Origin of the sequence: Olivibacter sitiensis DSM 17696 (assembly GCF_000427965.1) — a bacterium.
Lineage (GTDB): Bacteria > Bacteroidota > Bacteroidia > Sphingobacteriales > Sphingobacteriaceae > Olivibacter > Olivibacter sitiensis.
In genome coordinates, this window is record NZ_ATZA01000008.1 from 12,480 (window position 1) to 29,732 (window position 17,253).

Sequence of the window (17,253 nt, forward strand, 5' to 3'; positions counted from 1 at the left end):
TAAAGCTATATTAGCCTAACCAAATCTTCAAGTCGAGCTTCTGGAAACAACAGATTGGGGAATAGTTTGTACATATTAGGGATAACGTGCTTAGGCAGCTCCATGTACCTTGTCCTTGTCCCTTTTAATATATCGTTGCCTATGGAGAAAAAGATACTTTTCGCTTTTGTGCGATATTCTTGGCTATTGGATGCCCTAGTATTGATACAGCTCGTTCCTTTCTCGCATTATCTCGTGTCGTTGAACGAATACGATACCTTGGGCGAACGCCTGCACAATCCCTACTATTGGCTGGCCTTTGGCTTCACCTATGTCTGTGGGGTAGGGGTAATGGGTTATATGAAGTGGCAGAACAAAAAGTTAAATGACTGATATGGAATAGATGACGATTGGGCGCAGCGCCTCTACCAACAACTGAAATGGAATCTTTGTGTGCCACTATTGCTGGTGGTATTGGCAGTGGCCGCCTACTTCGTTGCCTTTGGAGAGAATATTTTCGATCGCGAGTATTTTTCTCATGAATTCCCGATCGTGGTCGGCGCCGTTTTTCTCTTGGCAATGCTTTACCTTGGGCTGGACCTACTGCGCTATTTTTATGATAAGAAGAGCGAACGGAACGATTTCATGGATCTCGAGGCTGAAAGGCAAAGGGAGGTGATAGCTAGGGGGAGCCATGTGGCGAATACCCAAGGCTCTGACGCCCTGGCAGTGATGGACAAGCATGGCCAGCGGCACCATATTCCAGAACAAAACGTAGGGCTCTTGCAAAGGCACAACCGAAAGACATATGCCTACACGCTGGATGGCAAGCTATATAGGGTGTCCTTGCCCAAGCAAGAACTGGTGCAATGGACATCTGCCCATGGTGCGTTTCAGGCCAGCCAATGGTTTTATGTGATGCCGGCCGCCATCGGCGGCCATCCCCTGAGCACTAAGAAAGGACTCAATATCCCCATTGTTTCTTCCCTTCACATCGGAAGGGAACAAGGGGTGGAACANGGCACTGGAGCAGCGCAGGGCCAAGCCTGGATATGCGTGAGCAAGGGCAAAGCTGCCGCTGCCCGCAAATGGTACGAAAAGCTAAGGCAGCTTTGATATATGGGCTATAGCTTGCTCGAAGTTTTTTTGATATGCGATACCAAGCCATGAAAGCCGATCTCCATTCCCCTCCATTCCATCCCTATTCCTCCCTCATTCGACCCATATTGCCTAATGGTTCGGTAAAAAGCCGCAAAAGCGGCACTATAGGCTACTAATACCGAACTAATATANGCAAAGAGCGTACTCTATATCAGATGTGAGATATGAGATATGAGATTAGACCATCATGCGGCGCTTGAAAGGCCTTCTGAAAGGAACAACAGTCATAGCAGCAAGGATAGCACGCTACACTATCCCCCTTTTGGAGGGGGGCGCGGCGGCATTGAGCATTGGGAGGGGGAGGTGGTACATGCAACCGTCTCTATGCTCTTCGTTATTTTCCGAAAGGCAATGGCGAAGCATAGATCAAGGTAGGTCTGAGACCTGCAATATCTACAGGTTCGAGATGCGCTTTGCTAACATCTCGAACAGCATGGGGCAATGCCAAAGTAACGGAAAAGAAGTAAAAGCCTTGGCCCGGCTTGAGGGCCCTGACTAGTCCTTAGTCTCCTGCACACGATCAGCGCTACAGACCTACGGACAGTTAGGGCAAGTTGAAAACTTGCTTTTATTGGACAGCCCGAGTTAACCAGCTCGCACGTGGCCATTACCCCGAAACTCGCGCTAGCTGAGGAGAGCTTGCGGACGGTAGAAATTGCGGCGCAGGCAGGCGGAACTATGCAGGGCGGCCTTGGAAAGTTTGCGTCTCGGGATTTTGGTGGCTTGTGGATCAGAGGGATGGATGCAGCGAAGCCTAGCGTCCATCTGGTATAGGCCGCCAAAATCCAGCAAACTTTCCCCAGCCGCAAAAGCAGTTTTTGCCTACTTTTTTCTGCTTTGGCAAAAAAGTAGGTGCCCAGTCGCGGCAAGAGCGACGGAAAGGAAAGAGCGAAAGGAAAAACCCGTAGAGACGTAACATCTTACGTCTCTACTAAACCATCATCATAACACCTTACACCTGTACTAGACCCTGTTTTAGCCAATAATAATCTTCCATTTGCAATTCATAGGGAAAAAGCGTAGTTTTAAGAGATTTTTAGATAGCATGGATGCTGCCAATTTTTTGTCTTTTAATTTTTTACTTTATTACTTAATATATTATGGATCCCAATTTTACACCTATATTTATCGTGGTTGGCGCCGTCATCGCGCTGTTTTTTTTCTTGTACCTGCTGCCAGTAAATCTGTGGTTTACGGCACAGCTCTCGGGTGTGAAAGTTAATCTGCTCAATTTGTTGTTGATGCGCTTAAGGAAAGTATCGCCTTCTCTGGTGGTCAATGCCATGATCATCTCCACAAAGGCGGGCCTTAACCTCACCTCAAACGAAATCGAGACCCATTACTTGGCGGGGGGCAATGTAAACAACGTAATCAAAGCGCTCATTTCTGCGGATAAGGCAAACATCCCCTTGGATTTTAAGCTGGCTACGGCCATCGACTTGGCGGGACGTGATGTGTTCGATGCCGTGCAGATTTCGGTCAACCCCCGCGTTATCAATACGCCTCCCGTTGCGGCCGTGGCCAAGGACGGCATACAGCTCATTGCCAAGGCTAGGGTTACCGTTAGGGCCAATATCAACCAATTGGTAGGGGGCGCTGGAGAGGAAACCATATTGGCTAGGGTGGGCGAAGGTATTGTTACTACGATAGGTTCTGCCGGCAACCACAAGGAGGTGTTGGAGAATCCGGATAAGATATCCAAGACCGTGCTTTCAAAGGGGCTGGACAGCGGTACGGCCTTCGAGATCCTCTCGATAGATATTGCCGATATCGACATCGGCGAAAACGTAGGTGCCAAGCTGCAGACGGATCAGGCCGAGGCAGACCTTAAGGTAGCCAACGCACGTGCCGAAGAGCGCAGGGCAATGGCCGTAGCCGCCGAGCAGGAGATGCGTGCCAAGGCGCAAGATGCACGTGCCAAGGTGATAGAGGCCGAGGCACAGGTACCCATGGCCATGGCCGAGGCGTTTCGCAGTGGAAACTTGGGCATCATGGACTACTATAAGATGAAAAACATACAGGCCGATACGGATATGCGCGAGTCTATAGCGAAGCCGGGTACCGGTACTACAGACAAAGGGAAAAATCAAAAATAAGTATCTTTGCCCCGATGTTCATGAATGTAGCCGATAAGCCCATTGTCGATAAGGACATATTGTTCGAAGACAACCACCTCATAGCGGTCAATAAGCGGTCGGGCGATATTGTACAGGTAGACAATACCGGAGACGAACCTTTGGATGAAAAGGTGAAGACCTATATCGCAAAGAAATACCAAAAGCCAAATGGCGCATTTCTCGGTGTGGTGCATCGTTTGGACAGGCCGGTGAGTGGCGTCATCCTTTTTGCCAAGACCAGCAAGGCCTTGGACAGGATAAACAAGATGTTCCAAAGCAGGGATATGCACAAAACCTATTGGGCCGTAGTGCGCAATAGACCGGCACAGACCGAGGGGACATTGATTAACTGGCTGGTGAAAAATAGCCAAAAGAACGTGGTAAAAGCTTATGACCACGAGGTGAAGGGGAGCCAGCGTGCGGAGTTGAGCTACCGGCTCATTGGCCAATTGGAAGGGTACTACCTGCTGGAGGTCAATCCGGTCACGGGAAGGCCCCATCAGATCAGGGTACAACTTTCCACCATGGGATGCCCCATTGTGGGAGACAACAAATACGGGTATCCTAGGGGAAGCCTCAAGAGGAGTATCTGTTTGCATGCCAGGAGACTGGAGTTTGAGCATCCTATAAAAAAGGAGCAGGTGCGCATTTTTGCGCCACTTCCCCTAGACGGCTTCTGGGAGCGGTTTGAGCAGTTTTAGACTTGGGATTGCCGTTTTTACTTTTAAATTTTTACTTTTTACTTTTTCAATATGGAAAGAGTTTGGATATATCAAGCAGATAGAGTGCTGGATGCACGGGAGTCCGATAGCGTATTGAACGCGCTGACGGATTTTGCCAGCCAGTGGAAAGTGCATGGCAAGCCGCTGGCGGCTAGGGCCGAACTGCGCTATAACCTCTTCGCTATTTTGATGATCGATGAGTCGGTAGCAATGGCCTCTGGCTGTTCCATTGACAAGTCGGTGCATCTGATGAAAGAGTTGGGGCAGGAGCTGGGCATAGATTTCTTTGACAGGATGCGGATAGCTTACCGCAACGGAAGCACGATAAAGGTAGTTTCGCGAGATCAGTTTGAGGATAAGATCTCCAATGGCGAGATAACGGCAGACACCATCGTTTTCAATAACCTGGTGAAAAATGCAGCGGAACTGCAAGATGAATGGGAAGTGCCCTTTCAGCGTAGTTGGCACGCCAAGGTTTTTCAGCTAGCCTAGTAGTTACCCGTTTTCAGGGTATCTTGGTGTACTTCATATACCTCACTATGGTAGAGGCTTTTCTGTTGATAAAGGCCGTGGGTTTCTCCGGCGACCAACGTCTTGGATTGGGCAGTACGGCAATGATGAGCGCGGCCTGCCTTTGCGTTAGGGATTTGCCGCTTTTGTTGAAATAGTTTTTTGCGGCAGCCTCGGCACCATATAGGCCATCGCCCATCTCTATTACGTTAAGGTATACCTCCAAGATTCGCTGCTTGCTCCACAGCAGTTCTATCAGGACAGTAAAGTAAACTTCAAAGCCTTTGCGAAACCAGGAACGTCCCGGCCAGAGAAACACGTTTTTGGCCGTCTGTTGGCTGATGGTGCTCCCTCCGCGAACGCTTTTGCCTTGCTGATTACGTTTATAGGCATCTTGGATAGCCTTGGTGTCAAAGCCATGGTGCACCAAAAAGCGGGCGTCCTCGCCGGCAATGGCAGCTCTTTTTAGGTTGTCCGACAGTTCCCCGTAGTTTAACCAGCTTTTTTCTATCTTAAACGTTTTTCCTTCCGCCTTGCGTTCAAAGGCCCGGTGTATCATGAGGTAAGTGATGGGCGGATTGATGAAGCGGAGCGCGAGTACCCAGGTGAAGGTAGCTACGAAATAATACAAAAAAAACAGGGCTATGCTGCGTTTGTAATCCTTTTGTCTTAAGGCCTCGAGGAGGTTGTACCTCTGCAGCCTATCCTTTTTCCCCTTTTTGGTGCTGTTGGTGCTAGGAGATTTCTTGCCTTTGAAAGAGTTTTTCTTTTTCGTACGCCTGATAGCCATGATGCGGAATTGTCGGATGCAAATCTATGGTGAAGTTTGCCATATAAGCAATAGGGAAAGCTTATTTTGGGAAAGAAAAGGGGAATAAAAAAAACGCAGTGCTGAAGATGGGTACAGCACTGCGCTTTGCGTTTTTATAAGCTTGTCGACTACTCGGCAATAACGTTGAAAGTTACTTTTACCTTTACCTCTTTGTGGAGGTTAAGGTTTGCCGTGTATTCACCTAATTCCTTAGGATCTACGTCGAAAGTAATGCGACGGCGATCTACATCAAAGCCTTCTTTCTTCAACGCGTCGGCAATCTGGATAGAATTGACAGATCCGAAGATCTTGCCGCTCTCGCCTGCCTTTGCGCCAATGCTCAAGGTGATCTTTTCCAATTTGGATGCTAGATCCAATGCATCTTGCTTGATTTTCTCTTGCTTGAACTGAGCTTGCTTAACGTTCTCAGCCAATACTTTCTTGGCAGAGGGAGTAGCCATGATGGCTAGTCCTTGAGGGATAAGGTAATTGCGGCCGTAACCGTTTTTTACTGTGACGATATCGTCTTTCTCCCCAAGATTCTTAATGTCTTGTTTCAGTATGATTTCCATGTCGTTTCTTACCTCCTGATTATTTTAATGAATCGGTTACATAAGGTAGTAAACCAATATGGCGCGCCCTTTTTACCGCCTGGGCCACTTTGCGTTGGAACTTCAGTGAAGTACCGGTAAGGCGGCGAGGCAAAATTTTACCTTGGTCATTGACAAACTTCAACAGGAAGTTAGCGTCCTTATAATCGATGTATTTGATGCCATTTTTCTTGAAACGGCAGTATTTTTTACGTGTGTCCTCTACTTTAGGGGCAGTTACGTATTGGATTTGTTCCCTTGCCATTAGCTTGCTACCTCCTCGGTTTTAGTTTCCGCTTTCTTGTTGAAAGCACCGCTGCGTTTCTTCTCGTTATAAGCTATTGCATGCTTGTCCAAAGAAATGGTCAAGAAGCGCATCACTCGCTCATCACGTTTGTACTCAAGTTCCAATTTGGCAATCAATTCACCCGGAGCCTTGAATTCAGTTAGGTGATAATATCCAGTTGTTTTCTTTTCAATTGGATACGCTAGTTTTTTCAAACCCCAATTGTCTTCTGCGACAATTTCGGCTCCGCCTTCGGTAAGGATGTTTTTGAATTTGGCGATGGCCTCTTTCGCAATTTCTTCCGATAGCAACGGGGTAAGAATTAATACGGTTTCGTACTGTTGCATGTTAATAATTAATTTTTATTAATAATGTAATCCGCAAAAGCGGAGTGCAAAGGTATAGCAAAAAATAGAGAAATGCAAGTCGTTTTTCCGATAGTCGTGCACTGAAGGTATTGATAGTGAAATGTTTTCCATCAACCCGGGGCTAAATGGATTTCCGCTTGTCAAAAATCCCTGCAAAATACGTATCTTCGCAACGATGGATAACTTCATTGTCTCTGCCAGAAAATATAGGCCTACGACCTTTGAAACCGTAGTAGGGCAGCAGCATATAACCGGCACGCTGAAAAACGCAATCAAGAACAACCAACTGGCTCAGGCCTTCCTGTTCTGTGGTCCGCGTGGGGTGGGCAAAACTACCTGTGCCCGTATTTTGGCGAAAACGATAAACTGCCAGCATATAACGGCGGATATAGAAGCCTGTGGCCAATGCGAGAGCTGCAGGTCCTTTTCGAACGGCAATTCCTTTAGCATCCACGAATTGGATGCCGCTTCCAACAATTCCGTCGATGATATACGGAGCCTAATAGAGCAGGTGCGCATACCGCCACAATCCGGCAAGTATAAAATCTATATCATCGATGAGGTGCATATGCTCTCGCAGCAAGCTTTCAATGCCTTTCTGAAAACATTGGAAGAACCGCCCAGCTATGCCATCTTTATTCTGGCTACTACCGAAAAGCATAAGATATTGCCTACCATCCTGTCGCGATGCCAGATTTTCGACTTCAACCGCATCAAGGTGGAGCATATTGCGGCACACTTGGGCAGTATAGCCCAGCGCGAAGGGGTGGCATATGATAAGGATGGCCTATACCTGATAGCGCAGAAGGCAGATGGCGGACTTAGGGATGCCCTGTCCATGTTTGATCAAATTGTCAGCTTTTCCAATAAGAATGTTTCCTACCAGGCGGTAATAGATAATCTGAATATCCTGGATTATGACTATTACTTTAAGGTCACCGACGCTATATTGGCAGAGGATGCCGCGGCTTGTCTTGTCCTGTTTAATGAAATACTTGAAAATGGATTTGACGGCAACCACTTTATTTCTGGCTTGGCCTCCCATTTCAGGGATTTGCTGGTAGGGAAGGATAAGGTGACGGTGAAATTGCTGGAAGTGAGCGACAGCATCCGCGAGAGGTATATCCAGCAGGCCGAAAAGACGGCTGTGGGGCTGCTGCTCTCGGCACTCAACATCGCAAACCAGTGCGAAATCAATTACAGGACAAGCAAAAACCAACGCTTGCAGGTAGAACTTGCCTTGCTGAAGATGTGCCACATAGCAACGGCAGTGCAAGTGGGCAAGACAAAAGTCCCTACCGGTACAGCCCCAGAGGCTGAAAAAAAAAACGACAATAAGTTAGCGGGTAACGCATCGCCCGTGGCGCCCTCCGCTCCGCCCGTGGGCGCGCAAATTCGTCCGCCCCTGCCCGATAAGCCCACCACGGCTGAGGTAAAGGCAGTAGAGCCAAAGCAGGTGCAGGTGGTCGAAGAGCAAACGAAGCTTCGGGTGCCAAAGTTAAAAGGCATTAACCTGTCACCTTCTGCACCTAGCCTACACGATGTCTTTAGTGACAAAAAAGAGAATGGAGCAAAAGATGAGCTGGAATATATCAAGGGAGACGAACGCAATCCGTTCAACTATGATCAGTTTCTGCAACTATGGCATGCCTATGCCGATAAACTAAAAGCAGCCAATAAGATCAGCTTGTTTACCTTGATGACTGCTAATGCACCTAAGTTACGTGATGACTTTAAGATAGAGGTCATCGTGGAGAATACGATCCAAGAAGAACTATTGGTCGAATCAAAGATTGATATATTGAATGACATCAGGGTGAAGCTGCACAATTTCGATATAGATCTTATCCCGCTACACATGGAGGTGAACACGGTAAGAACACCTTACACGACCCAAGAGAAATACCAAGCACTGGTAGCCAAAAACCCAGTACTTGATAAATTGCGCCAAACGTTCCACTTAGGCTTGGATTAACGGACTTAAAACTTATAAACTATTACTTGAGACTAGTTCTTGGCGGTCAGCCATTAGCTTTGGTCTCTAGTTTTTAAGCTTTAGTCTCTTCTCGGGTATCCCTCTTCGTCCAGGTCACCCCTTTCGTCCTCGGGCGTGTCGGCCAGTTTTTCATCTTCCTTGCTCAGCCGGGTGATCTTCCCATTGTCCACATGCATACCCAGGTCGTCCAAGTCGGTTTCCAGCGATTTGTTTTCATCATATTCATCGCCTACCAATGGATTGGCTTCGTCCCAATCCGAATTGTCATCCTTGCCATGGGGCGCGGCCGTGTCGTAAGGATCTTCATGTTGGTATTCGGGGTCCTCGCTCGGGTAGTCTACGCTTTCCTCGTCAATATCCAACTCAAAACTGTCTTCGGCTTCATCGTACTTGAGGTTTTCTATATCGCCCATGCTGGCTTGCTCATTCGGCATTTCGCCGTTTTCTTGGATGTTGGGCTTGTCGTTATATTTTTCTTGCTTTTTCATTTTCTTCCTTATTGATGTTATACTTAACAAGCATCTTTAGAATAAGTTTTGAGTGCTTTTAAAGTAAATAAGTATGTATTTTTGCCGCATGCCTAAAATATGTGCGTACCTATTTGCCTTGCTTGCTCCGCTGTTTTTCTGCCATGGGCTATTTGCCCAGCGTGCGGTTAGGCTGGTAGACAGCCTGAACCAGCATATTTTTACCTATGGTGAAATAGAGCAACTGTACGATAAGGAAGGCAAGTGGACTTTGAGCGATATACGATCGAAGCGTTTGGCGACGGCTTTTAAGGCCAGTAAGACCAGTACCCCCCAAAATAAGGTCATCAATGGTGTTTATTGGTATAAGGTCAACATCGATTTTCAGCCCAAGGACAACAATTATTTGCTGGAGTTTTTTGACCAAACGATAGATCTGCTAGAGGTCTATTTGCCCGATTCAGCGGGGCGATACAAGGTATACAAGCTAGGCGACGAGCAGGCCTTCTTTGCAAGGAAGGTGAAGCACAAGAATTTTATCGTTCCCCTTTCTCCTGAACTGAAGGGGCCTACGGAACTGTTCTTCAAGGTGAGGTCCAGGCAGGTAGCCGATATCATTGTGGTACTACGCTCGGCAGATTTTTTCATTAACTATAGCAATGGCGAGTACTTCAGCTTTGGATTGTTCTATGGCATGATAGCCATTTTCTGTTTCTATAATTTGCTGATGTTCTTTGCCGTGCGCCAGCCTGCCTATCTCTACTACGTGGGCTATATGCTCAGCGTGGCCATGTACGAGTTATGTACGGATGGGGTTGCCTTTCAGTACTTGTGGCCCAGTTGGCCCGAGTGGAATCAATACGCCTTTGCCGTCGTACTGTGCAGCATGAGTGTTTTTGCCATGCTGTTTGCCCAGCGGCAGCTATTGCTCCGGCGCAAGGCTCCCAAGCTGCATCGCTTTATCAACTACGTCATTGCACTGCGCATTTCCTTCTTGGTCTTTGCGTTTCTTTTTGATCGCTCCCTGTTGAACTATAAGTTCCTGGAGGCCGTACCATTGCTGGTCACCTTTGGTGCGGGTATCTATAGCTATGCTCGCGGTTACCAGCCGGCACGCTATTTCGTACTGGGCTATGGCATCCTGTTTTTTGGCTATAGCTATAAGTTCCTGATCATGCTGGGAGCAGATTGGCTCAATGTCGGTATCATTACCTACTACATCATGAGTTTCAGTTTTATCCTGGAGATGACTTTTCTTTCCCTGGCCGTGGGCGATAGGGTGCGGATGATGAAAGAAGGCAGGGAAAGGGCACAACGAAGGGTCATTGAGCAAATGAAAATCAATGAGCGGCTGAAAGATAAGGTCAATAGGGAGCTGGAAGCGAAAGTGATACAGCGTACCAGGGAGTTGATAGAGAAGAATGCCATCATTGAAAAGCAAAACCTGGAGCTCACGGATATAAATAAGGAGCTGGCTTTGCAAAAGGAGCAAATAGCACAAATGAACCAACTGCTGAGCTTGGATAACGAGGAATTGAAAGTCAATGTCGAGCAAGTCACAAAGGCGAGGGCAATGTCTACCAATTTGAGTTTTGATGAATTTAGCAAGGTCTATCCAGATCAGGATGCCTGTCTCCGCTTTCTGGCCGAACTGAAGTGGCGGGATGGCTATCGCTGTAAAAAATGTGGGCATGACCAATACTACGTAGGTAATACGCCCTACGCAAGAAGGTGTGCCCTATGCAAATATGACGAGTCCGCCACGGTGAATACCGTTATCCAAAACGTGAAAATCCCCATTGCCAAGTGCTTTTATCTCATCTATCTCATTTATAGCACTAAAGGTAAAATTTCTTCACATAAACTCTCGGAGATTTTGAATATCCGACAGGCAACTTGCTGGGCCTATAGCAATAAGATTCGAGAGAAAATGGATGCCAAAAAGCGAGAGCTGAAAGGATTAAAGGGCCAGGGATGGGACGATTTGTTAATTTGATAATACGCGAACCAAAGAAATAGCGAAAATTATTATATTGATAATTAGTGCGTTGTCTTTTTCTTTCAATGTTGTTATTCCGTCTCGAAGTGTACATTTTACACCTATCTATTTCCGATTCCTAAAAAAATGATTATCAGTGCTTTATGCTAAATGTGTCCTAGGTTGTTATTACGTATTAAATTTAATATAATATATTGATTTACAGTTATTTGTGATTAAATAACTCTTGTTTTACACCTTTCTTTGTGTTTATCTTTGCCTCGTGATCTGTTGGTTGCTTGCACGGTATCGATCACACCTAACAATTATATATTTCAATTTATTAACCAATTTATAATCTATGAAACGGAAATTTTTACTGTTCATTTCCTGTTGGTTGATGGCTTTTTGGGCCTATGGCCAAAGCAGATCAATTAAAGGAGTGGTAAAGGACGAAAACGGAAATACCTTGCCAGGTGTCTCCGTACTGGTCAAAGGGACTTCTTCTGGTACATCGACCGATATTAATGGGGCCTATGCAATTGATGCATCGCCCGACGCTATTTTGGTTTACAGCCTTATTGGCTATAGATCCATAGAGGAGCCGGTAAATAACAGGGAGACAATCAATGTACAGTTTGTCCAAATGGACAATGTGCTGGATGAAGTGGTCGTGGTGGGTTACGGCACCCAGCGCAAGGGAGATATAACGGGCTCGGTGTCCACCGTCTCTCAAAAGGAATTTGACAATAGGCCCAATACGCAGTTCGGCAGTATCATACAAGGCAAAATGGCCGGTGTGCAAGTACTGTCTACCTCGGGAAAGCCATCTGCCGGTCTGGATATCCGTATTCGCGGTACCAGTTCCATAGCCGCGAGTTCCAGTCCGCTGTACGTGGTGGATGGTGTGCCCACCTCCGATACGCGATCGATAAACCCATCGGATATTGAAAGCATGTCTGTCTTGAAGGATGCCTCATCGGCGGCCATTTACGGCGCACAAGGGGCCAATGGGGTGGTGCTCATCACAACCAAGAAAGGGAAATCGGGCGAGCCCGTATTTGACCTGAATGTCTACAACGGTTTCACGCAGCCTTGGCGTACCCTCAAAGTGCTCAATGCCGAGCAATACCGCGACCTGATGACGGAGCTGGGGCAGAATACGAATTGGGATTTGTATACCGCCAATACGGACTGGCAAAGGGAGGTCTTTCAAAACGGTTCCTCGCAGAACTACCAGCTGTCTGTTTCGGGCAAAACCGAAAAGACCAGTTACTTTTTGGGAGGAGGCTATGTGAAGCAGGTAGGTTCTGTAAGAAGCTCGGAAATGGAACGATTCAACTTTCGCATCAATTTGGAGCAAGAGCTGAAGAGCTGGTTGCGCGTAGGGACAAATGTGGCCTATACGCAATATAAAGATGTAGATGTCAGCGATAATCAAGCCGTCAACCAAGGTGGGGTGATCTTAGGCATGTTGAGTACGCCTCCGGTCATCGGTACTTATAAAGAAGACGGAACCTTTACGTCCAATCCCTTTCAAGATTGGGAAAACCCAATTGCCTTTACCGATGGAACCGATAGGGGCTATAAGAATCAACGGCTGATAGGTAATTTCTATACGGATGTGACCTTGTTGGAAGGATTGACCTTTAGGACCAATTTTGGCCTTGACGCCAATAGCGCCATGTACGATTTCTTTCAGGATCCGTTCCGCACCAGTTACGGAAGGGCACGGAAAGGCATAAGCAGAAACACGACGGATATGAACCAGTTCTACATATGGGACAATACCGTGAAATACCAAAAAGAAATTGGCGAGCATAAGCTGGACGCCTTGGCCGGCACGGTGATTCAGAAAAACCGCTGGGAAAACAATGCCGTAGAGACCCAGGGCTTTGCCAGTTCATCTATTCCAACTCCAAATGCGGGTTCTGTCTTGCAGACTGCAACGGCATCAAAATCAGAGAAAGCCAATGCCTCCTTCATCAGCAGGGTGAACTATAGCTTTCAGGACAAGTACTTGCTGACCGTAAATTTCCGGGTTGATGGTTCGTCCAATTTTGGCCCATCCAATCGCTGGGGCTATTTCCCTTCGCTATCCGCGGGATGGCGTCTGTCCGAAGAGGATTTCGTGAAAAACTGGGACCTGTTTTCGGATTTCAAGCTACGCGCCGGATGGGGATTGGTAGGGAATGACAATGTGGGGTCTTACGCCTATCTGGGCCGCGTGGGCATAGGGGCCAACTATCCCATAGGCGGCGAGGCCTTGCCGGGCTCTTACCCCTCTACCATACAAAACGACCTGCTGAAGTGGGAGTCCACCGAGCAGACTAATGTAGCGGTCGATATGGGTTTCTTCAACAACAGATTGACCGTGACGGCCGAAGCCTATTATAAAAACACGACCGACCTGTTGCAATACGTCTTGGTACCCAAAACAACGGGATTTGATAGCGGCCTGCAAAATGTGGGCAGCCTTCAAAATAAGGGATTGGAATTTCAGGTGAGCTCCATCAACACCAATGGCCCCCTGCAGTGGAGCACCGACGCCAATATTTCCTTCAATAGAAACAAGGTCGTTAAAGTGATTGGCGGAGAGCTCTTCAGTGGCAACATTAATGGTAGGGGAGAAATCAGCCTTAGCAGGGAGGGCAAGCCGCTTGGCATGTTCTACGGCTATGTAGCTGGTGGCGTGGATCCCAATAGTGGCGATATGTACTATTTAGCGGCCGATGGACAAACGACCTTCACGCCGGTGGCTGCCGATAGGCAATTCATTGGTAACCCCAACCCCGATTTCACCTATGGTATTACCAATAATCTGTCCTACAAAGGATTTGGTTTGAACGTTTTCCTTCAAGGCGTTTACGGCAATGACATCTTCAATGCTACCCGGGTAGATACCGAGGGGATGCTCGACCCCAAGAACCAGACCATTGCCGTAATAGATCGATGGAGAGAGGTAGGGGATATTACCGATATACCACGTGCGCGTTTTGCCAACATCAACAATTCATTGGCATCCACTCGTTTCATTGAAGACGGATCCTTTCTGCGCTTGCGAGCGGTTACCTTGAGCTATAGCCTGTCGCAAGCATTGCTCAGCAAAATTAAAGTGAAAAATCTTCGGGTTTACGCAACGGGCGAGAACCTATTTACGATCACGAAATATACTGGCTTCGATCCGGAAGTCAATGCGTTTGGAGGTAGTAATACGGCCTTGGGAGTCGATTACGGTACCTACCCGCAAGCTCGTAACTTGATTTTTGGACTGAACATGTCATTTTAACCAATTAAGCCATGAAAAAGAAAGATATATATCTATACTGTACGCTTACCCTCCTGTTCACAGGAACGGCATGCAATAAATTCTTGGATTTAAATCCTATTTCCGTTGCCACAAGCAGCAATGCCTATGTCAGTGCCGGAGATGCCGAGGCAGCATTGACGGGAGTTTACAATTCCTTTACCGCCATGGAATATTATGTCTGGGACAACATCAACTTCAGCGATGTCATGTCCGACAACTATTACGCAGGGGGAGACGATGCCGAGATATACGCCATCGATAACCTGGAATTGACACCGGTGAATAGCCGGATCTACCAAAATTGGGGAGAGATGTATGACGCCATCAAGAAAGCAAACGTGGTCATACAGCAGACGCCCGAAATAGCTGATCCAAAATTGGACATTGATAATAGGAGGAACCAGATTATTGGCGAAGCATCCTTCTTGCGTGCCTTGCATTATTATCAGCTGGTCAAGGCTTTTGGAGGAGTGCCTATCGTGACAGAACCGGTAAGTAGCTTGGATCCCGGCGAGACACAGATTCCCAAATCGACCGAAGAAGAGGTCTATGAGCAGATCGTGTCCGATTTGACCGTCGCCATGGAAAACCTGCCCGACAGTTATGGCAATGCCGCCAACGTGAACAAGGCCAGGGCTACCAAAGGTGCCGCCAATGCCCTGATGGCTAAAGTGAGCGCCCAGCGGCCAAACAGGGATTACAATAAGGTCTTGGAACACGCCAATGCCGTCATTTCCAGTCCGGCCAACTATAGCCTCATTCCTTTTCCGGATTTGTTTGACGGGGCACATTACAACAATGCCGAATCGATCATGGAGGTACAATACCTTGGAGGAAACTACGCCAACTGGGGGCCGCAGATGTTGCTCCCGCCATCCATCAGTGGCGATTCCTGGCGCAAGTTTGTGACCCCATCCAAGGACTTGGTAAAGGCTTTTGACGACGAGGGGGACGAGATCAGGAAAAACGCCAGTATCCTATTCGAGAACGTGGAATGGACGGACGAGTTTTGGTCCATCAATACCGGTGGCAGCGTCCCCTTTGCCTATAAATGGAAAAGTGCCAACGGATGGGCGAGTACCAATAGGCAGTATATCCTCCGTCTGGGCGATATCGTGCTCCTGAAAGCCGAGGCCCTGAACGAGCTGGATAGGCCCGCCGAAGCCTTGGAGGCCCTGAACGAAATCAGGCAGCGGGTCAGTTTGGATCCCGTGACGACCACCGATAAGGCTGCCCTGCGCCTGGCCATTGAAAAGGAAAGACGGCTGGAGCTTTGCCAGGAGGCGCAGCGCTGGGACGACCTCAAGCGTTACGGGCGTGCCCTTGCCGTCATGAACGGCCTCAACGAGATAGACCTGCGTACCAATAGGCGAAAGGAATACAATATGCAGGAGTATAAGCTGTTGCTGCCTTTCCCGCAGAACGAATTGAACCGTAATCCAAATCTTGTTCAAAACCCCGGATACTAAAGATAGATTGTCAAACGCAATAGAAGGAATGATGAAAAAAATGATTTTTGCCATAATGGCCATAGTTTTGACCTCTCTGGGACTCTCGTCCTGTAGGGATGTGGGCATGAGCCTACTGCCCCCACCCCCACGCTTGGAAGGTGACGGGGATGTGTTGATGTGGCTCACCAAGGGGGACCGCAGCGCACAGCTGGAAAAGCAAAATGCGCTGCTCAATTTTGGTACGGCTACCAACAGTTTGCCGACCATTACGATTAATGACCAGGCCTCGTACCAGCGAATGGATGGCTTTGGCTATACGCTCACCGGAGGCAGTGCGGACCTGATCAATGCCTTGCCCGCCAGTACGAGGGATGCCCTGTTGCAGGAACTTTTTTCCGACGACTCCTTGGCCATCCGCGTCAATTACCTACGGCTCAGTATAGGTGCTTCCGACCTCAGTGCCGAGCCGTTTACCTATAACGAGATGCCCTCCGGACAGACCGACCCCGATCTGGTCAATTTTTCCATACAGAAAGAGCAGGAGAGCCTGATACCCGTGCTCAAGCGGATATTGGCCATCAACCCCGATATCAAGATATTGGGATCGCCCTGGACGGCACCACGTTGGATGAAGACCACCTTCAACTATGTTGGGGGTAAGTTGCGCCCGGAATATTACACCGTCTATGCCGGCTATTTGGTAAAGTACATCCAGGCCATGCAAAGCGAGGGCATCACCATCGATGCCATTACGCCGCAGAACGAGCCCTTGCACGGGGGCAACAATCCCAGCATGGTGATGGAAGCGGCAGAACAGGCAGATTTCATCAAAAATGCCCTGGGACCTGCCTTTGAGTCCGCCGGTTTGGCTACCAAGATCATCATCTACGACCACAATGCCGATAGACCGGACTATCCCATCAGCATCCTGGAGGATGCCGATGCCAATAGGTTCGTAGATGGCTCGGCCTTTCACCTCTATGCCGGCAATATGTCGGCCCTCAGCCAGGTGCACCAGGCCTTTCCGGACAAAAATGTGTACTTCACCGAGCAATGGGTGGGCGGGCCCAGCAATTTTGCCGAGGACCTGCGGTGGCATATCTCCACCATATTGATGGGGGCCACTAGGAACTGGAGCAAGAACGTGCTCGAATGGAATCTGGCTGCCGACGCCAATTACGGGCCCGCCACCGACGGGGGATGTACCAATTGCCTGGGCGCGCTGACCATACAGGGTGCCGCTGTGGAACGGAACGTGGCCTATTATGTCATTGGCCATGCATCCAAGTTCGTGCCCGATGGATCCCTGCGCATCCAGTCGGACATCGTCAGCAATTTGCAGAACGTGGCTTTCAGGACCCCGGAGGGAAAAATCGTGTTGATCGTCATCAATATGAACGGGTCCGAGCAAAGCTTCAATATTGCCTATGGTGACGAGCAGGTGGAGACCACGCTGGAGGCCGGCGCAGTGGCCACCTACGTGTGGGATGGAGCGGAGTCATAATCA

Annotated in this window: 16 protein-coding genes; 11 read left to right on the plus strand and 5 right to left on the minus strand. The window is 48.3% G+C overall.

What is annotated here, in order from left to right; all coding sequences use genetic code 11:
* Window positions 1-141 precede the first annotated feature (141 nt).
* The 6 genes from A37S_RS0105980 (at window position 142) to A37S_RS0106010 (ending at window position 4,471) form a co-directional block, all read left to right on the plus strand.
* Window positions 142-372, plus strand: a complete 231-nt coding sequence (locus tag A37S_RS0105980) for a hypothetical protein (protein ID WP_157278450.1) — start codon at window positions 142-144, stop codon at window positions 370-372.
* 939 nt (window positions 373-1,311) lie between these two features.
* Window positions 1,312-1,515 (plus strand): hypothetical protein, encoded by a 204-nt coding sequence (locus tag A37S_RS27025; protein WP_157278456.1) that lies wholly within the window; start codon window positions 1,312-1,314, stop codon window positions 1,513-1,515.
* Window positions 1,516-1,740: 225 nt separating this feature from the next.
* Window positions 1,741-1,914, plus strand: coding sequence for a hypothetical protein (locus A37S_RS27030; protein ID WP_157278459.1), 174 nt, complete (start codon window positions 1,741-1,743; stop codon window positions 1,912-1,914).
* Window positions 1,915-2,240: 326 nt separating this feature from the next.
* Window positions 2,241-3,236: a flotillin-like protein FloA gene (gene floA, locus A37S_RS0106000; RefSeq protein WP_028296203.1), complete on the plus strand. Its 996-nt coding sequence runs from the start codon at window positions 2,241-2,243 to the stop codon at window positions 3,234-3,236.
* A gap of 14 nt (window positions 3,237-3,250) precedes the next feature.
* Window positions 3,251-3,958 carry an RluA family pseudouridine synthase gene (locus A37S_RS0106005; RefSeq protein ID WP_425414396.1) on the plus strand — a complete coding sequence of 236 codons (708 nt, stop codon included), beginning with the start codon at window positions 3,251-3,253 and terminating at the stop codon, window positions 3,956-3,958.
* Between the two features lie 51 nt (window positions 3,959-4,009).
* A complete protein-coding gene (locus A37S_RS0106010) occupies window positions 4,010-4,471 on the plus strand; it encodes an ABC transporter ATPase (protein ID WP_028296205.1) in 462 nt (153 codons plus the stop codon).
* 13 nt (window positions 4,472-4,484) lie between these two features.
* Here A37S_RS0106010 and mtgA read toward each other — a convergent pair whose 3' ends face one another.
* The 4 genes from mtgA to rpsF form a co-directional block, all read right to left on the minus strand.
* Entirely contained in the window at window positions 4,485-5,279 is a 795-nt protein-coding gene (mtgA, locus tag A37S_RS0106015; RefSeq protein ID WP_028296206.1) for a monofunctional biosynthetic peptidoglycan transglycosylase, read from the minus strand.
* 149 nt (window positions 5,280-5,428) lie between these two features.
* A complete protein-coding gene (rplI, locus tag A37S_RS0106020; RefSeq protein ID WP_028296207.1) occupies window positions 5,429-5,872 on the minus strand; it encodes a 50S ribosomal protein L9 in 444 nt (147 codons plus the stop codon).
* Window positions 5,873-5,891: 19 nt separating this feature from the next.
* Window positions 5,892-6,155 (minus strand): 30S ribosomal protein S18, encoded by a 264-nt coding sequence (gene rpsR / locus A37S_RS0106025; RefSeq protein WP_028296208.1) that lies wholly within the window; start codon window positions 6,153-6,155, stop codon window positions 5,892-5,894.
* Complete coding sequence (gene rpsF, locus A37S_RS0106030; protein WP_028296209.1) at window positions 6,155-6,523, minus strand: 30S ribosomal protein S6; 369 nt, start codon at window positions 6,521-6,523, stop codon at window positions 6,155-6,157. Before rpsF ends, rpsR begins: the two co-directional genes overlap by 1 nt.
* Before the next feature lie 196 nt (window positions 6,524-6,719).
* Here rpsF and A37S_RS0106035 point away from each other — a divergent pair, with 196 nt between their 5' ends.
* Window positions 6,720-8,519: a DNA polymerase III subunit gamma/tau gene (locus tag A37S_RS0106035; RefSeq protein ID WP_028296210.1), complete on the plus strand. Its 1,800-nt coding sequence runs from the start codon at window positions 6,720-6,722 to the stop codon at window positions 8,517-8,519.
* An 80-nt stretch (window positions 8,520-8,599) separates the two neighbouring features.
* On the opposite strand, the gene A37S_RS0106040 is transcribed toward A37S_RS0106035, so the two are convergent.
* Window positions 8,600-9,028: a hypothetical protein gene (locus tag A37S_RS0106040; RefSeq protein ID WP_028296211.1), complete on the minus strand. Its 429-nt coding sequence runs from the start codon at window positions 9,026-9,028 to the stop codon at window positions 8,600-8,602.
* A gap of 88 nt (window positions 9,029-9,116) precedes the next feature.
* Between A37S_RS0106040 and A37S_RS0106045 the strand changes: the two genes are divergently transcribed.
* The 4 genes from A37S_RS0106045 (at window position 9,117) to A37S_RS0106060 (ending at window position 17,250) form a co-directional block, all read left to right on the plus strand.
* Window positions 9,117-11,003 carry a 7TM diverse intracellular signaling domain-containing protein gene (locus A37S_RS0106045; RefSeq protein ID WP_036601543.1) on the plus strand — a complete coding sequence of 629 codons (1,887 nt, stop codon included), beginning with the start codon at window positions 9,117-9,119 and terminating at the stop codon, window positions 11,001-11,003.
* Window positions 11,004-11,346: 343 nt separating this feature from the next.
* A complete protein-coding gene (locus A37S_RS0106050) occupies window positions 11,347-14,274 on the plus strand; it encodes a SusC/RagA family TonB-linked outer membrane protein (protein ID WP_028296213.1) in 2,928 nt (975 codons plus the stop codon).
* Between the two features lie 11 nt (window positions 14,275-14,285).
* The gene (locus A37S_RS0106055; RefSeq protein WP_028296214.1) at window positions 14,286-15,764 is read left to right on the plus strand and encodes a RagB/SusD family nutrient uptake outer membrane protein; all 1,479 of its coding nucleotides are present in this window, start codon (window positions 14,286-14,288) and stop codon (window positions 15,762-15,764) included.
* Window positions 15,765-15,804: 40 nt separating this feature from the next.
* Window positions 15,805-17,250, plus strand: coding sequence for a glycoside hydrolase family 30 protein (locus A37S_RS0106060; protein WP_036601578.1), 1,446 nt, complete (start codon window positions 15,805-15,807; stop codon window positions 17,248-17,250).
* The last annotated feature ends 3 nt before the right edge of the window (window positions 17,251-17,253 follow it).